Here is a 15,943-nt window from a genome sequence, read left to right as displayed (position 1 = left end):
CAGCTCAGTGAATGACTAGAGCTGTTCGATGTCGATGCTGTTGATGACGACGTCCTCAACGGGGCGGTCGCCCATGCCGGTGCGGACAGCCTCAATGGCGTCGACAACCTTGCGGGATTCCTCATCCGTGACTTCACCGAAGATGCTGTGCTTGCCGAACAGCCAGTCGGTGTTGACCGTGGTGATGAAGAACTGTGACCCGTTGGTGCCCTTGCCCATCTGGATGCCGGCGTTTGCCATGGCCAGCTTGTACGGAGCGTTGAAGGTCAGTTCCGGGTGGATCTCGTCATCGAACTGGTAGCCGGGGCCACCGACGCCGCGGCCCAGGGGATCGCCGCCCTGGATCATGAAATCCTTGATGATCCGGTGGAAGATCGTGCCGTTGTACAGGGGAGTTCCGGTCTTGTCCTCGCCCGTTTCGGGGTGGTTCCAGGACTTCTCGCCCGTAGCCAGGCCAATGAAGTTGGCTACCGTCTTGGGCGCGTGGTTGCCGAAGAGGTCAACCTTGATGTCGCCGAGGGTAGTGTGGATCGTTGCTTTTGCAGTTGCAATGGTCATAGGGCCATTCTTCCATGCAGGGTCAACGCCGTTGCCGTTGTAAAGCCGGTTCCGCGCTCGGTGAAATCCGGGTCGAATCCGGCAGATGAATAGCCGGTGTTCCCCAAGCGACGTAGGCTAGCAACAAACGAGCACGTGTATCGGGAGGTAGTTGTGAAGAAAACAGACCGTATTGCCCGCGAACTCGAACAATCCGTTGCGGTTGGTGTGGATAACGCACGCGACTGGGCTGCGCCCCGTGTGGAAGCAGCCGTCAATTGGGCTGTTCCGCGCATCCAGCACGGCATTGACACCGCTTCCCCCAGGATCCAAGAGGGGCTGAAGTCCGCCGCGCACAACCTTGCCGACGGCGTGGCAGTTGTAACGCCGCGGATCCAGGATGGGCTGGCGCACCTCGCGCCGAAGATCCACGACGTCGTAGAGGACGCAACACCCCGGATCCAGGAGACGCTCAACAAGGCCACTCCGGCTCTGGGTATTGCGCGGGACAAAGTCGTGGACGAGTACCTGCCCAAGCTCTCTGAACAGTTGGGCCAGGCCTCTGTAGCCGTTCACCACGTTTTGGAGAACGCCCCCGCACAGGTTGACGCGGTTGCGCAGAAGCTTGTTGATTCAGGCGTGGTGCACAGCGTCCAGGAGCAGGCACACGCTACCGGCAAGCAGATCAAGGCCGTGGCTGACGAGGCCACCAAGGCCGTCTCCACGAAGTTGGGCAAGGAACCGAAGCCCAAGAAACGTGGATGGCTGATCTTCACCGTCATTGCCGCAGCTGCGGCCGCCGGTGTTGCCGCCTGGAAGGCTTCCAAGCCGGTTGAGGATCCGTGGAAGACGCCTTCTCCGGTCACCCCCACGCCGGCTCCGGTTCCGGCCGCCCCGGCACCGGCTCCCGCGGACACCGCAGCATCGGCAACGGCTGCGGAAGCTGCCAAGCCGGGTGCAACGGACATCACCCCGGAAGATGCAGCAGCCGAGGCCGAGCAGGCCACCAAGGACGCCTTCAAGAACGTCGAGGACTCCACCGCCAGGGTGGCAACCGACGCCAAGACGGCCGTGAAGAACATCGCGGCCAGCTTGAACAAGGACACCGAAGGTACCGGGGCTGACGCCAAGGGTACAAACAGCTAAGTGCTTTTCAGATAGGCACCGCTTCAATACTGGAGGGACTTCGGCAGCAGCCGGGGTCCCTCCAGTGTTTGCCGGCTTGTAACCAAAGCCTCCGGCTGGGGCGAGGATGCGGGTGTTAGATTTGGAGAGATGTCAGCCGATAGCCCCTTGACGGGTGCCCTCCAGGATGCCCCGGAACCCCCCGGGGTCTCCATCGTCATCCCGGCGTATAACGAAGAAAGCGTCATCCGCCAGTGCCTCATCGCTGCCATCTACCAGTCTGTCCCTGCTGACGAGATCATCGTGGTGGACAACATGTCCACGGACCGGACAGCACGGATTGTGCGGCAGATGCAGCAGGAATACCCCGAGAGCCCCATCATTCTCCTGCGGCAGGACGCAACGCAGGGTCTCATCCCCACACGCAACCACGGCCTGAACAGCGCTACGGGGGACGTCGTGGGCCGCATCGATGCCGACTCTGTCCTGGAACCGGATTGGGTTGAGCAGGTCCAGAAGGCGTTCACTGACAAGTCCGTGGCCGCTGCCACGGGGCCGGTGGTGTACTACGACATGCCCATGCGCCGGTTCGGACTCAAGGCCGATGACAAGATGCGCCAACTCATGCTGCGCCTGGCCAAGCACCAGTACCACTTCCTGTTCGGCTCCAACATGGCCCTTCGCCGGACTGCCTGGGAAACCATCCGCGACGAGGCATGCCTCGATGAGAAGGATGAGATGCACGAGGACATCGACCTCTCGCTGCACCTTTTTGAGCACGACCTCAAAGTCCAGTACGTGCCCCAGATGGTCTCGGGCATGTCCGCGCGCAGGCTGGAAGACTCACCGAGGGACTACCGCTACTACGTCCAACGCTTTGACCGGACCTATAAGGCACATAACGTCAAAAAGATGGCCCTGAAAGCCCCCATGGTGGTGTTCTTCTCCGTGTATTTCCCCGCCAAATTGCTGCGGGCCATCCACACAGCCAATTCGGCTCAGGGCGTCCGCCGCGGCGGTCTGTAACGCCTGTAAGCCGTCGACGTACGACGCCGGCACTTCAGTCAGTGCCTAGCTCGGCTTCCCGCCGGTCAGCTTCCGGGCGGTCCGTTCCCGGGCGCTTGCGCCTCTGTCCGGCCACCACAACGGCCAGGCCGGCGAGTATAAGTCCCAATCCGGCGTAGATACCGGGCGGCAATGTTTCGTTGAGGAAGATGGCTGCCAGAATGGCGGCCCCTGGGATCTCCAGCAGGATGATCATGGATACCAGCAGGGGACTCATCGTTGCCAGCAAGTGATTGAAGGCCGTATGGCCCACCAACTGCGCACAAACGGTGATGGCGATGATGCCCAGCCAGCCGCCGGCGTCGAATCCTGACAACGGCTGCCCACTGACCAGCGCCATCAATGCCACGAGGGCCGCGCACATGCCGTAACAGAGCGTGGTGTAGGTTCCCGTTGCCATGGACTGCCGGGCTTTGCCGCCCGCCAGGGTGTAGAGACCTGCCAGGGCCCCGCCCGCGACGGCCAGGAGATCTCCGAGCAGTGCTTCGGGGGAAGAACCCATATCGAATCCCGTGATCGCCACAACGCCCACGAATGCGATGCCAAGGCCGGCCAGGACAGGCCAGCGGTGGCGGGTACCACGGAACATCTGGAAGACCGCGATCCAGGCTGACTGCAGGCAGACCAGAGCAGTAGCGGCCGCAACGGACGTCAACTGGAGTGCGGTGATGAAGCACGCGAAGTGGAATGCCAATGCGACGGCGGCCACCGTCGACCAGCCGAACTCACGCCGGGTGATCCTGCCGAACGCTCTCGGCTCCCGGATAGCTACAGGCGCCGCCATCACCACAGCCCCGATGGCGTTCCGCCAGAAGGCGATGGCCAGTGCAGTCACCGAGGTGGCACCCAAGGTCCCGGCAATCAGTGGTCCGGAGGAGGCAACACCCAGGACTCCCAGGGCGGCGATGAGAAGGTTCACAGACCAACCCTAGTGCGCCGGAGTTCCCTGTCCATTCGAGCTGCCGGCCAGATCATATTCCGGATCCTGGTGTTAAATGCGAAAGTCCCGGTCATTCCTGACCGGGACTTTCCTTATGGTGGAGGCACGGGGACTCGAACCCCGAACCCCCTGCTTGCAAAGCAGGTGCGCTACCAATTGCGCCATGCCCCCATAAGAAGCAACCCGTCAATCATACCCCATCTCCGGACTGGCTTTTACCAGTTCAGAACCGGGATCCTCGGCTAATCAACCGTATCGGTTGATTTGCTCCAGACATCTTTCCGGGCTTCGGATTCCTGGTTCTTTTTATAAACCAGGACACCTGCGATTGCCGCTGCCACAACTATCAGCAACTTCTTCACAAGTACCTCATTCCGGCTCAGTTTTACCTGAACCTGTTTTGGTTCCGTGGGCGTACCAGGACTTGAACCTGGGACCTCTTCGTTATCAGCGAAGCGCTCTAACCGCCTGAGCTATACGCCCCGATGCCTCATCGGGCCGAGATATGACTGTACAGCACTTCCCGGCCCGATCTCAAATCGAGGCAATTTCGCGGAAGATTTCCGCCGAAAATGGCGAAATTCCGCGGATTTCTTCTAGTCGTCCGTCAGGGTGACGCCGACGCCGCCAACCAATGTTGCAGAAATGTTATACAGCACAGCCGACAGCATGGACAGCGCCGTCAGCAGAACAACATTCACCACGGCGATGATGGTGGCGAACGAGGCAACCTGGCCCAGCGAGGCAATCTTCTTCAGCTCGAAACCGCCGCCTTCAGAACCTGCGAGAGTGCCCAGGAGGCTGTCCACCTGGTTGAAGATTCCCGTAAGGTCCAGCACAGTCCACAGAACGATTGCGGCCACGACAGTGACAATGCCCAGCGCTACGGACAGCAGGAACGCCATCTTGAGCACCGACCACGGGTCCACCTTGCTGACCAGGAGGCGTGCACGGCGCACCTTCGCCTTGGGAGCGGGCTTTACCAAGCCGGGGGCACCCTGGGCCGGACGCTGGCCCGGGGCCCCTGCAGGCCGCTGGCCGGGCTGGGCCGGACGCTGCCCGGGGGCACCCGCAGGACGTTGTCCCGCCGGGGCAGGTCGTTGTCCGGCTTGAGCGGGACGCTGTCCGGGGGCACCGGCAGGTCGCGGAGCGGAGTTGGCACCCGTCGCCGGTCGTGCGCCTGTGGCTCCTGAACCGGTGGCTCCTGCTCCGGGTCGTTGCTGGGGCCGTGCAGGCGTTCCTGCCTGTGCATTGCCCGAGGGCTGCCGGAGTCCGCCGGGGACACCTGTGCTCGGCTTGGGATATGAGTCGGAATTACTCACTCGTTACCTCCGGTATTGTCTTCGTTCAGCTCCGCGCCCGATTCACTTTCCGGGTCTGCGTCGTTTTCCGTTGCGGGCGTTGCGGTCACCGCAGCGGCGCCGTCCTCTGCAGCCAACGTTACGTCATCGTCGGCTCCGTCTTCGGATTCCTCGCCTTCCAAACCGCGTTCGCTGTTGCGGGCAACTTCAATAATGCGGTCATTCTTGTCCGGTTTGGCAAAGATGACGCCCATGGTGTCGCGGCCCTTGGCGGGAACGCCGGTCACGGCTGAGCGGACCACCTTGCCGCCCTCCATGACCACCAGGACTTCGTCTTCTTCCTGGACGATCAAAGCGCCTACAAGGTCGCCACGGTCCTCGGCCAGCTTGGCTACCTTGATACCCAAACCGCCGCGGCCCTGGAGCCGGTACTCATCCACGGCAGTCCGCTTGGCATAACCGCCTTCGGTCACGATGAACACGAACGAGCCATCTTGAACCACGTCCGCGGCCAGCAGTTCGTCGTCCTCACGGAACTTCATACCCGTAACACCTGAAGTGGCACGGCCCATGGGCCGCAGGGCGTCATCCGTGGCTGTGAAGCGGATGGACTGGCCCTTGCGTGAGACAAGCAGGAGATCGTCTGTTTCACTGACCAGCTGGGCTGAAACCAGTTCGTCACCATCGCGCAGGTTAATGGCGATGACGCCGGCGGTGCGGTTGGTGTCGTAGTCTTCCAGCCGCGTCTTCTTGACCAAGCCGTTCTTGGTGGCCAGAACCAGGTACGGAGCCTGCTGGTAATCCCTCAGGTCCAGGACCTGGGCGATGTGCTCGTCCGGCTGGAAGGCTAGAAGGTTGGCAACGTGCTGACCCTTGGCGTCGCGACCGGCTTCGGCAAGTTCGTAGGCCTTCGCGCGGTAAACGCGGCCCAAGTTGGTGAAGAACAACAGCCAGTGGTGGGTGGTGGTGACGAAGAAGTGCTCAACCACGTCGTCGCCACGCAGCTGGGCTCCCTTGATGCCCTTGCCGCCGCGTTGCTGCGAACGGTAGTTGTCACTGCGGGTGCGCTTGACGTAGCCGCCGCGGGTGATGGTGACAACCATTTCCTCTTCAGGAATCAGGTCTTCCATGGACATGTCGCCGTCGAAGCCCATCAGGATGTGCGTCCGCCGGTCGTCACCATGCTTGGCAACGATTTCAGCGAGTTCCTCGCTGATGATCTGGCGCTGGCGTTCCTCGGAAGCCAGGATCGAGTTGTATTCCTCGATCATCGCTTCGAGCTCGGAGTGCCGGTCCTGGATCTTCTGGCGCTCCAGGGCGGCCAGGCGGCGCAACTGCATGTCGAGGATGGCCCGGGCCTGGAGCTCGTCGATCTCCAACAGCTCCATCAGGCCTTCGCGGGCTGCTTCCGTGGTGTTGGACGCACGGATCAACGCGATGACTTCATCCAGCATGTCCAGTGCCTTGAGGAGTGCGCGCAGGATGTGCGCTTCTTCCTCGGCCTTGCGCAGCCGGTAACGGGTGCGGCGCGCAATGACGTCCATCTGGTGGGCAACCCAGTGCCGGATGAAGGCATCCAGGCTCAAGGTGCGCGGCACGCCGTCGACAATTGCCAGCATGTTCGCCGAGAAGTTGTCCTGCAGCTGCGTGTGCTTGTAGAGGTTGTTCAGGACCACCTTGGCCACGGCGTCGCGCTTGAGGACGATCACCAGGCGCTGGCCGGTGCGGCCGGAGGTCTCATCGCGGAGGTCGGCGATGCCCTGGATCTTGCCGTCCTTGACCAGCTCGGCGATCTTGATCGCCAGGTTGTCCGGGTTGGCCTGGTACGGAAGCTCGGTGACTACCAGGCAGGTACGGCCCTGGAGCTCTTCAACGTTGACTACCGCGCGCATCGTGATGGAGCCGCGGCCAGTGCGGTAAGCGTCCTCGATACCCTTGTGGCCCAGGATGGTGGCGCCTGTGGGGAAGTCGGGTCCCTTGATACGCAGCAACAGGGCTTCAAGCAACTCTTCGCGCGTGGCGGTGGGGTTTTCCAGTGCCCACTGGACGCCCTCGGCAACTTCACGGAGGTTGTGCGGCGGGATATTGGTTGCCATGCCGACGGCGATGCCTGAGGAGCCATTGACCAGCAGGTTCGGGAAACGGGCCGGCAGGATGGTCGGTTCCTGGTTCTTGCCGTCGTAGTTGTCCTGGAAATCGACGGTTTCCTCGTCGATGTCCCTGACCATCTCCATGGCCAGCTGCGCCATTTTGGTTTCCGTGTAACGCGGTGCAGCAGCGCCGTCGTTGCCGGGCGAGCCGAAGTTACCCTGGCCCAGTGCCAGCGGGTAGCGCATGGTCCAGTCCTGGATCAGGCGCACCAGGGCATCGTAGATCGCCATGTCACCGTGAGGGTGGTAGGTACCCATGACGTCACCCACGACGCGGGCGCACTTGTTGAAGGAGCGGTCGGGGCGGTAGCCGCCGTCGAACATTGCGTACAAAACGCGGCGGTGAACTGGCTTGAGTCCGTCGCGGACGTCCGGGAGGGCGCGGCCGACGATCACGGCCATGGCGTAGTCCAGGTAGGACCGCTGCATCTCTGTCTGCAGGTCCACCTGCTCCACGCGGTCGGTCAGCACATCACCCTCAAGAACAACTTCCTCGGCGTCGTTCGATTCAGCCGGGACTTCGGGAGTTTCGTCACTCATAATCTAAGGTTTCCGTTTCAGGTATATGTCGGTTCTGGAATATTCAGGTGCCCTGCTGGGCCCTTAGATATCGAGGAACCTGACGTCCTTGGCGTTCTGCTGGATGAAGTTACGGCGTGATTCAACGTCCTCGCCCATCAACACGGAGAAGGTCTGGTCGGCTGCCAATGCGTCGTCCATGGTTACCTGCAGCAACGTGCGGCGACCCGGATCCATGGTGGTATCCCACAGCTCGGTGTAGTCCATTTCACCGAGGCCCTTGTAGCGCTGGATGCCGTTGTCCTTGGGGAGGCGCTTGTTCATGGCGGCACCCTTGCGGATGGTCTCGTCGCGTTCACGATCGCTGTAGACGTAGTCGTGCGCGGCATTGGACCACTTGATCCGGTACAGCGGCGGCTGGGCCAGGTACACATAACCGTTCTCGATGAGCGGGCGCATGTAACGGAACAGCAACGTCATCAACAGGGTGGTGATGTGCTGACCATCAACGTCGGCATCGGCCATCAACACGATCTTGTGGTAGCGGAGCTTGGAGATGTCGAAGTCTTCGCCGATTCCCGTGCCGAATGCGGTGATCATGGACTGGACTTCAGCGTTACCCAAAGCCTTGTCGAGGCGTGCGCGCTCCACATTCAGGATCTTGCCACGCAGCGGCAGGATCGCCTGGGTTTCGGGGTTGCGCCCACGCTTGGCCGAGCCGCCGGCCGAGTCACCCTCAACGAGGTAGACCTCGCAGCGCGAAGGATCCTTCGACGAGCAGTCAGAGAGCTTACCGGGCATACCGAAGGACTCAAGCGGGCTCTTTCGGCGGGCATTGTCGCGCGCCTTCCGGGCGGCCATGCGGGCCTGGGCGGCTGAAATGGCCTTGCGGATAACGTCGCGGGCCGGGCCCGGGTTCCGTTCCAGCCAGTCACCCAGCTGGTCAGTAACCACGCGCTGGACAAAGCCCTTGACCTCGGAGTTGCCCAGCTTGGTCTTGGTCTGGCCTTCGAACTGCGGTTCAGCAAGCTTTACCGAAATCACCGCAGTCAGGCCTTCGCGGATGTCATCACCGGTAAGGTTGTCTTCCTTTTCCTTGATGATGCTCTTCTCGCGCGCATAGCGGTTGATCAGCGATGTCATAGCGGCACGGAAGCCTTCTTCGTGCGTTCCGCCCTCGTGGGTGTTGATCGTGTTCGCGTACGTGTGGACACTTTCCGAATAAGCGGTGGTCCACTGCATGGCAACCTCGACGGCGATGTGCCGCTCAGTGTCCTCGGTTTCGAAAGCGATGACGTCCTCGTGGACGATCTCGACCTTCTTGTTCGAGTTGAGGTGCTTGACGTAGTCCAGCAAGCCGTCCGGGTACTCGTAGACAACCGTGCGGTGCTCGGCTGCAACTTCGCCTTCGGTGGCTACTGCGTCCAGGTCAAGGTCGTCATCGCCATCGCGGTTGACCGGACGCTCGTCAGTCAACGTGATCCGCAGGCCCTTGTTGAGGAAGGCCATCTGCTGGAAACGTGCGCGAAGAGTCTCGAAGTCGAACTCAGTGGATTCGAAGATCGTTCCGTCGGGGTAGAACGTCTGGGACGTTCCGGTACGCTCGGTTTCTTCTCCCTTGACGAGTTCGCCCTGGGGCTTGCCGCCGTCGGCGAAGGTCATCCGCCAAACGTGGCCCTGGCGGCGCACTTCCGTGTCCACACGACGGGAAAGGGCGTTCACAACCGAAATGCCGACACCGTGCAGACCACCCGAAACCGCGTACCCTCCACCGCCGAACTTGCCGCCGGCGTGCAGGATGGTCATGACTACTTCAACCGTGGGCTTACCCTCGGTGGGGTGGATATCCACGGGAATGCCGCGGCCATCATCGACCACCTGCACTCCGCCGTCAGCGCGGAGCGTTACTTCGATATGGCTGCAGTAACCGGCCAGGGCCTCGTCAACAGAGTTGTCCACCACTTCATAGACCAAGTGGTGCAGGCCGCGGGGACCGGTTGAACCGATGTACATACCGGGGCGTTTGCGCACGGCTTCGAGGCCTTCCAGCACGGTGATGTCGCTGGCACCGTACTCCCTGGGGGCCTCCGCAGGCGTATCAGGCGTGGGAACAGTCTCCTCTTGGGGCTCTACTGCCAAGGTCTCTGCATTGTCGTTAGCCACAGGCGCTTTCGACTCCTCTGTACTCGATGTCGGCCGTTCCCGCAGCTGCCCGCGGCGAACCGCGGCCGCCAACGGGCACGTGACTGATTGCGCCGATTACTCCGACGACGGGGGTTCCCAACTGCCACAGGAGTGGATTCGGGATCCGACGACGTTTCACCGGCGCTCAGTGATCTACGCCAATTCTATCGTGGAAACCCGTGAATCCTTGCAAATACGGGGGCAGCCCAGAGCTGAATATGCCGATGGGAGGCCGCTGGCCCTATCTGCAATGGCCCTGCGGAGGTCCCGATGGGTGCCTATACGACCCGGGGGCGTTGAAACGCCCTGCACGCCGTTCAGCCGTAAGTATCCCGGGGGCCGCGGCCGTTGACACTGCGCCCGCCTTTTCGCCAACTTGGAGCTGATGGCCCCAGTACCTGGATGCTGGTGACAACCCCTTCACCCAGCTCATTCCGGAACATCTCCAAGAGGCTGGTACTGAGCAACCGCAATTGCGTGGCCCATGCCGTTGAGTCACAGCGGACATGCAGCGTGGTGTCGGTGAAACTCTCCGGGGTGCAGTGGGCGGAGATGTCCGACCCAACCAACGTTTCCCATTCGGCCATGACGGAACCGACGGCAACAGGAGAAGTCCAACCGCGTTCTGCCACAAGCCTTCCCACAACATTGCCCAAGCCCAAGGGGTCGCGGCCGCTGCCATGAAACTGCGCAAAACCCCGGGTATCCCGCAGACCCTTGCGTTTGGGAGCAGATCCGGGCCTGGGGGCACGCAGCCTTACTTCACCTCGGGCCGCGGCTGCTTCACGCATGCGGTTCAGCGCCGCCTGGGCAGCATCAATTTCGTCCGGATCCCGGCCCGGTTGCAGTCCTTCGGGACTATCCTTCGCCATCGATGCCTCCCGGAACAACGGTTACGCGCCGTCCGGCCAGCTCCTCAGGGATATCGGCATCGACGGCAGCAGTCACCAGAACCTGTTCGGCGCCGGCCACTATTGCAGCCAGTTTACGCCGCCTCTGCACGTCCAATTCGGCAAAAACATCGTCCAGAATCAGTATCGGCGCAGTTCCACCAGTCCGGGCATCGTCCAACATGACGTAGTAGGAAGCGAGGCGCAAGGACAGGCACATGGACCACGTTTCGCCGTGGGAGGCATAGCCCTTGGCTGGAGCCTGTCCCAGAACGAGTTCCAACTCGTCGCGGTGCGGGCCAACAAGCGAGATGCCCCGCTCAAGTTCCTTTTTCCGCGAGGCTGCGAAGGCCTGGACATAGCGTTCGGTGAGTTCGTCGACGGACAGCAGCCTGAGGTCCTCAACCGACGGCGAAGGTTCCGTTCCGTAGTCGGCCGGACCGCCGTCGTCGTCCAGGATGTCCTGGATGGTGGAGCGGTAAACCGCCCCGGCGTCCTTGGAACCATCCGTGAGTTGGGCGTAGGCGCTGTTCAGGTGCGGACGCAACCGCTCCACCAACTCCAGCCGGGCGTGCAGCAGTTCGGCCCCGGCCTTGGCCATGTGTTGGTCCCACACATCCAGGGTTGCTTCATGACCCGCAGTGAATTTGCCTGCACGGGCCGATTTCAACAGGGCGTTCCGCTGTTTCAGGACGCGGTCGTAGTCACTGCGGGTGGCAGCATGGCGGGGTACCAGGCTGACCAGCAGTTCATCGAGGAAGCGCCGGCGGTTGGAGGGGTCCCCCTTCACCAGTGCCAGGTCCTCGGGCGCGAACAGCACCGTGTGGCAAATGCCCAGGATGTCCCGTGCGCGCACCGGGTTTCCCCGGTTGATGCGTCCCCGGTTGGCGCGCCCGGCATTGATTTCAAGCTCGATGACCGTCGCTTGCTCACCACGGACCAAACGGGCCCGGATCAATGCGCGTTCTGAACCAAAACGAAGCAATGGCGCGTCTGTGCTGACACGGTGCGAGCTCAGGGTAGCCAAATAGCCGATGGCTTCCATGAGGTTTGTCTTGCCGATGCCGTTGGAACCCACCAGCACGGTGACACCGGGACCCAGTTTCAGGTCTACCTGTGCGTAGCTGCGGAAATCAGTCAGCGAAAGATGTTCGAGGTACACGCCGTTTGCAGGACTCCTGCGGCCTAGTTGGCCGGACGGGTGGCGTGTCCGCCGAACTGGTGACGCAGGGCGGAAACCATTTTCATGGCCGGTGAGTTGTCTTCGCGCGAAGCAAAGCGTGCAAAGAGCGCAGCCGTGATGGCCGGTGCTGGAACAGCATTGGCGATGGCTTCTTCCACGGTCCAGCGGCCCTCGCCGGAATCTTCGACGTAGTCGTCAATGGAGGCCAGCCCCGGATCTTCGTCGAGTGCCTTCACCATGAGGTCCAGGAGCCAGGACCGGACAACCGTTCCCTTTTGCCATGCGCGGAACGTTCCCGGAAGGTCCTTGACGATGTCCTTTGCGGCGAGGAGTTCATATCCCTCGGCGTAGGCCTGCATCAAGCCGTACTCGATACCGTTGTGCACCATCTTGGCGTAGTGGCCGGCGCCAACGCCGCCAACGTGGACGAAGCTGTCGGCCCGATCGCCTTCAGGACGAAGAGCGTCGAAGACCGGCATGGCAAGTTCGATGTCTTCGTCAGCTCCACCAGCCATGAGGCCGTAACCGTTCTGGAGACCCCAGACGCCGCCGGAAACACCGCAGTCAGCGAAGCGGATGCCCTTCTCGGCCAGCGCGGCAGCGTGCTTCTGGTCTTCGGTGAAACGTGAATTTCCGCCGTCGATCACCATATCGCCGGGGCTCAGTTTCCCGCCGAGTTCCGTCACGACCGCGTCAGTGATCTCCCCTGAGGGAACCATGACCCACACGAGCCGCGGAGTAGGAAGGGCGGCAATGAGCTCGTCGACCGAAGCGGCATCGGTGACCTCGGGATTCCGGTCGAAGCCTGTGACCTCGATGCCGCCTTTCCGCATGCGTTCCCGCATGTTGAAACCCATTTTTCCAAGGCCGATCAATCCGATGTGCACAGTGCGAACTCTTTTCTGCGAAAGCGGGGCGGGTTTTGCCGATTAGTTGGGAAGGCGGACCGGCATCACGAGGTAGCGGTAGTCGTCCTGGTCTTCGCCGTCGGCCTCAGCCTGGGCCGTGATCATGGCCGGCTTGGGAGCGGTGGTGAAGGAGAAGCGAACGTACTTGGTCTCGATGACGCTCAAACCTTCAACGAGGTAGTGCGGGTTGAAGGCCACGGTGATGTCATCGCCGGACAACTGTGCTTCGAGCTCTTCGGAAGCCTGCGCGTCTTCGCCGGTGCCGGCGTCGAGGTTCAGCAGGCCCTGCGTGAAGGCGAGGCGGACGGGAGTGTTGCGCTCTGCAACGAGGGAAACGCGACGTACAGCCTCCACCAATTCCTGGGTCTGGACTGTTGCGTGGATCGGGGTAGAGTCCGGGAAAAGTGAGCGGATCTTCGGGTAATCGCCGTCTACCAGGAGCGACGTCGTGGTACGGCCGCCGCTCTCGAAACCAATAAGCCGGCTGTCGTCGTCCGCGAGGGCCAGGTTGATGTCACCGCTGCCGCCCAAGGTTTTGGCGACTTCGTTCAGGGTCTTGGACTTCACGAGTGCGCTGGTTGAGATGCCGGGAGTTACTGGCTTCCACGGCACTTCCCGCATGGCCAACCGGTAGCGGTCCGTAGCCAGGAGCGTGATGAGGTCATCCTCGATCTCCATGCGGACGCCGGTCAGGATCGGCAAGGTGTCGTCCTTGCTCGCAGCGATGATGACCTGGGACACGGCTTGGGCGAAAGCGTCGCCGGGCAAGGTGCCGCTGATGGCCGGAAGCGCAGGAAGGGCCGGGTACTCAGACTCAGGCATTGTGGCCAGGTGGAAGCTGCTTCGACGGCAGGTAAGAGTGACTTTGCTTCCGTCTGTTTCAACCTCGACCGGAGCCGAGGGGAGGCTGCGGCAGATGTCTGCCAGGAGGCGTCCGGAAACCAGGATGGTGCCCTCGACGGCTATATCAGCGGGGATTTCCAGGCGCGCCGATGTTTCGTAGTCGAAGCTCGAGAGGCTTACGGTTCCCGCCTCAGCTTTGAGGAGGAGGCCGGAAAGCACAGGAACGGGCGGCCGCGGAGACAACGACCGCGCGGTCCACGTAACGGCTTCTGCCAGGACGTCGCGGTCGACTCTGAACTTCACGGAGGGGTGCCGCCTTTCATTGCTGCTGCCATGTAGTAGCCGCGGATTCCTGCTTGGAAACCGCTAAATCTTCGCAGTCCGGCATCGGAACCTGCATGGTCCGCACTCAGCGAACTACAAACAAGACCCAAGGATGGGAGCGCTGCTGACAGCTTAGCCGGAAGATCCGCGATTAACCCATCCCCGATTGCTCCGACCCGTCCTATGTGGACAGCCGCAGGCTGGCCTTGGCCCGGAACTTGGCATGTCCTTCGGAGGGTCGGGTGGGTGGCAGAACGAGATTGTTATTTGAGGGATTTCAATTTTTTGGGATTCGTAGTGTTAATAACTGCTGTGGAAACTGTGGATAACCCCATCCCGCGGCGCAGATCCGGGGTTAAGCCCTGTTCATGGACTGTGCGTTAACTGGGTTTTAAACAGGTTGTGGATGGGGACAACTCCAAAGCCGGTTTTTAACGATCCACAGACGGCTTAAGGGTTTTAAGCCCATTAACCGTGCTTGTCCCCTTAAGTATCCACAGGCTTATCCACATGTGCCTGTTAATAAGGTATGTAGTGGCGGACGCGATGTGGATTTCAGGAGTCGCGTTGCTGCTGTTTGATGCGGTTGGTGAGCTCTGTGACCTGGTTGTAGATCACACGACGCTCGGCCATGAGCTCGCGGATCTTGCGGTCGGCGTGGATGACCGTGGTGTGGTCACGTCCGCCGAGCTCCTGCCCGATCTTGGGAAGCGACATATCCGTCAGTTCGCGGCAGAGGTACATCGCGATCTGGCGTGCGGTCACCAGGGTGCGGGTACGGGACTTGCTGCAGAGCTCTTCCATGCTGAGCTTGAAGTAGTCAGCAGTCTGGTCAAGGATCTGCTTCGCCGTGATCTCCTGGGCGCCGTCGTCGGTAATCAGGTCCTTGAGCACCATCTCTGCGAGGGCGACATCCACCGGTTGGCGGTTCAGGCTGGCGAAAGCCGTGACGCGGATCAGTGCGCCTTCAAGTTCGCGGATGTTGCTGGAGATCTTGGACGCTATGTACTCCAAGGCGTCATCGGGAGCCGAGAGGCCTTCGCTCAATCCCTTTTTGCGGAGGATGGCGATACGCGTTTCGAGTTCCGGCGGCTGGATGTCCGTCAGAAGGCCCCACTCGAAGCGGGAAGTCATGCGGTCCTCGAAGCCGGCCAGCATCTTGGGTGGCTGGTCCGAGGTGATGACAACCTGCTTGTTGGCGTTGTGCAGCGCGTTGAACGTGTGGAAGAACTCTTCCTGCGTCCGGTCCTTGCCTGCCAGGAACTGGATGTCATCGATCAGGAGGACATCCACGTTGCGGTACGTGGTCTTGAAGCTGGTGCCCTCGTCATCACGGATGGAGTTGATGAAGTCGTTCGTGAATTCTTCCGAGTTCACGTAGCGGACCCGGATGCCGCTGTAGAGCCTGCGTGCGTAGTGCCCGATCGCGTGCAGCAGGTGCGTCTTGCCAAGGCCCGAGTCGCCGTAGATGAAGAGCGGGTTGTACGCCTTTGCCGGCGCTTCTGCGACAGCGACGGCGGCCGCATGGGCAAACCGGTTCGAGGAACCGATCACGAAAGTGTCGAAGATGTACTTAGGATTCAGGCGGCCGAACTCATGTGAGGTGCTCGGCGGGGTTGGCTGCGGCTTCGGCTCAGCGAAGTCAGGAACGGCGGAAAGCTCGACGGCGGGTTCCGGCTCGGCATGGACGGGTACCAGATCGGTGTCGACATCGATGGCACAGCGGATGTCGTCGGAGAAGACATTTCGCAAGGCGTCATCCAGAGCATCCTTGACCTGCGTCTGGAGGACTTCGCGGGTTAGCTCATTGGGCACGGCCACCAGCAAGGTTGAACCGATAAGGCCTTGGGCCTGGGCGAGAATGACGAAACCACGCTGACGGGGTGTGACCCGGTCGTCCTGTTCCAGGAGGGTTAGCACCCTGCGCCAGGAACTTCCGACAGTGTTGGCGTGGTTGGCTTCGTCTACTGTCAT

12 protein-coding genes, 2 tRNA genes and 1 pseudogene are annotated in these 15,943 nt (G+C 61.5%); 2 read left to right on the top strand and 13 right to left on the bottom strand.

Translation table 11 applies throughout. The features are described from left to right. Nucleotides 1-15 precede the first annotated feature (15 nt). The gene (locus JMY29_RS00075; RefSeq protein ID WP_018778468.1) at nucleotides 16-558 is read right to left on the bottom strand and encodes a peptidylprolyl isomerase; all 543 of its coding nucleotides are present in this window, start codon (nucleotides 556-558) and stop codon (nucleotides 16-18) included. A gap of 153 nt (nucleotides 559-711) precedes the next feature. Here JMY29_RS00075 and JMY29_RS00070 point away from each other — a divergent pair, with 153 nt between their 5' ends. Together JMY29_RS00070 and JMY29_RS00065 are read left to right on the top strand one after the other, a co-directional pair. Continuing rightward, nucleotides 712-1,683, top strand: coding sequence for a hypothetical protein (locus tag JMY29_RS00070; protein WP_189076463.1), 972 nt, complete (start codon nucleotides 712-714; stop codon nucleotides 1,681-1,683). 129 nt (nucleotides 1,684-1,812) lie between these two features. Next, on the top strand, nucleotides 1,813-2,688 hold the full coding sequence (locus tag JMY29_RS00065) for a glycosyltransferase (RefSeq protein ID WP_018778470.1): 876 nt from the start codon (nucleotides 1,813-1,815) through the stop codon (nucleotides 2,686-2,688). Between the two features lie 34 nt (nucleotides 2,689-2,722). On the opposite strand, the gene JMY29_RS00060 is transcribed toward JMY29_RS00065, so the two are convergent. The 12 genes and pseudogenes from JMY29_RS00060 to dnaA all read right to left on the bottom strand — a co-directional run bounded on the left by JMY29_RS00060 (nucleotide 2,723) and on the right by dnaA (nucleotide 15,943). Beyond that, nucleotides 2,723-3,646: a DMT family transporter gene (locus tag JMY29_RS00060; RefSeq protein ID WP_018778471.1), complete on the bottom strand. Its 924-nt coding sequence runs from the start codon at nucleotides 3,644-3,646 to the stop codon at nucleotides 2,723-2,725. 116 nt (nucleotides 3,647-3,762) lie between these two features. Then, nucleotides 3,763-3,838: transfer RNA gene (locus tag JMY29_RS00055), tRNA-Ala, on the bottom strand. Between the two features lie 71 nt (nucleotides 3,839-3,909). Then, nucleotides 3,910-4,008, bottom strand: a complete 99-nt coding sequence (locus JMY29_RS00050) for a DLW-39 family protein (protein ID WP_229778667.1) — start codon at nucleotides 4,006-4,008, stop codon at nucleotides 3,910-3,912. 68 nt (nucleotides 4,009-4,076) lie between these two features. Further along, nucleotides 4,077-4,150 (bottom strand) — tRNA-Ile (locus JMY29_RS00045). A gap of 113 nt (nucleotides 4,151-4,263) precedes the next feature. Then, nucleotides 4,264-4,989, bottom strand: a complete 726-nt coding sequence (locus JMY29_RS00040) for a DUF3566 domain-containing protein (protein WP_026267271.1) — start codon at nucleotides 4,987-4,989, stop codon at nucleotides 4,264-4,266. After that, nucleotides 4,986-7,658 carry a DNA gyrase subunit A gene (gyrA, locus tag JMY29_RS00035; RefSeq protein WP_079582045.1) on the bottom strand — a complete coding sequence of 891 codons (2,673 nt, stop codon included), beginning with the start codon at nucleotides 7,656-7,658 and terminating at the stop codon, nucleotides 4,986-4,988. Before gyrA ends, JMY29_RS00040 begins: the two co-directional genes overlap by 4 nt. A 63-nt stretch (nucleotides 7,659-7,721) precedes the next feature. Then, nucleotides 7,722-9,800 (bottom strand): DNA topoisomerase (ATP-hydrolyzing) subunit B, encoded by a 2,079-nt coding sequence (gyrB, locus tag JMY29_RS00030; protein WP_018778477.1) that lies wholly within the window; start codon nucleotides 9,798-9,800, stop codon nucleotides 7,722-7,724. A 338-nt stretch (nucleotides 9,801-10,138) separates the two neighbouring features. After that, the gene (locus JMY29_RS00025; RefSeq protein ID WP_018778478.1) at nucleotides 10,139-10,693 is read right to left on the bottom strand and encodes a DUF721 domain-containing protein; all 555 of its coding nucleotides are present in this window, start codon (nucleotides 10,691-10,693) and stop codon (nucleotides 10,139-10,141) included. Continuing rightward, a complete protein-coding gene (gene recF, locus JMY29_RS00020; RefSeq protein WP_018778479.1) occupies nucleotides 10,680-11,873 on the bottom strand; it encodes a DNA replication/repair protein RecF in 1,194 nt (397 codons plus the stop codon). Before recF ends, JMY29_RS00025 begins: the two co-directional genes overlap by 14 nt. Nucleotides 11,874-11,896: 23 nt before the next feature. After that, a pseudogene (gene gnd / locus JMY29_RS00015) lies at nucleotides 11,897-12,808 on the bottom strand (phosphogluconate dehydrogenase (NAD(+)-dependent, decarboxylating)); the annotation flags it as partial. A gap of 15 nt (nucleotides 12,809-12,823) precedes the next feature. After that, entirely contained in the window at nucleotides 12,824-13,948 is a 1,125-nt protein-coding gene (gene dnaN, locus JMY29_RS00010; RefSeq protein WP_018778481.1) for a DNA polymerase III subunit beta, read from the bottom strand. Between the two features lie 576 nt (nucleotides 13,949-14,524). After that, complete coding sequence (gene dnaA, locus JMY29_RS00005; RefSeq protein WP_018778482.1) at nucleotides 14,525-15,943, bottom strand: chromosomal replication initiator protein DnaA; 1,419 nt, start codon at nucleotides 15,941-15,943, stop codon at nucleotides 14,525-14,527.

Source organism: Paenarthrobacter nicotinovorans (assembly GCF_021919345.1).
GTDB lineage: Bacteria > Actinomycetota > Actinomycetes > Actinomycetales > Micrococcaceae > Arthrobacter > Arthrobacter nicotinovorans.
This window is presented reverse-complemented; position numbering and strand designations above follow the sequence as displayed.

Bases quoted from the DNA above. Each gene is read 5' to 3' on its own strand.
- JMY29_RS00075 (WP_018778468.1), bottom strand. From the start codon at position 558: ATGACCATTGCAACTGCAAAAGCAACGATCCACACTACCCTCGGCGAC.
- JMY29_RS00065 (WP_018778470.1), top strand. From the start codon at position 1,813: ATGTCAGCCGATAGCCCCTTGACGGGTGCCCTCCAGGATGCCCCGGAA.
- gyrA (WP_079582045.1), bottom strand. From the start codon at position 7,658: ATGAGTGACGAAACTCCCGAAGTCCCGGCTGAATCGAACGACGCCGAG.
- JMY29_RS00025 (WP_018778478.1), bottom strand. From the start codon at position 10,693: ATGGCGAAGGATAGTCCCGAAGGACTGCAACCGGGCCGGGATCCGGAC.
- dnaA (WP_018778482.1), bottom strand. From the start codon at position 15,943: ATGACAGTAGACGAAGCCAACCACGCCAACACTGTCGGAAGTTCCTGG.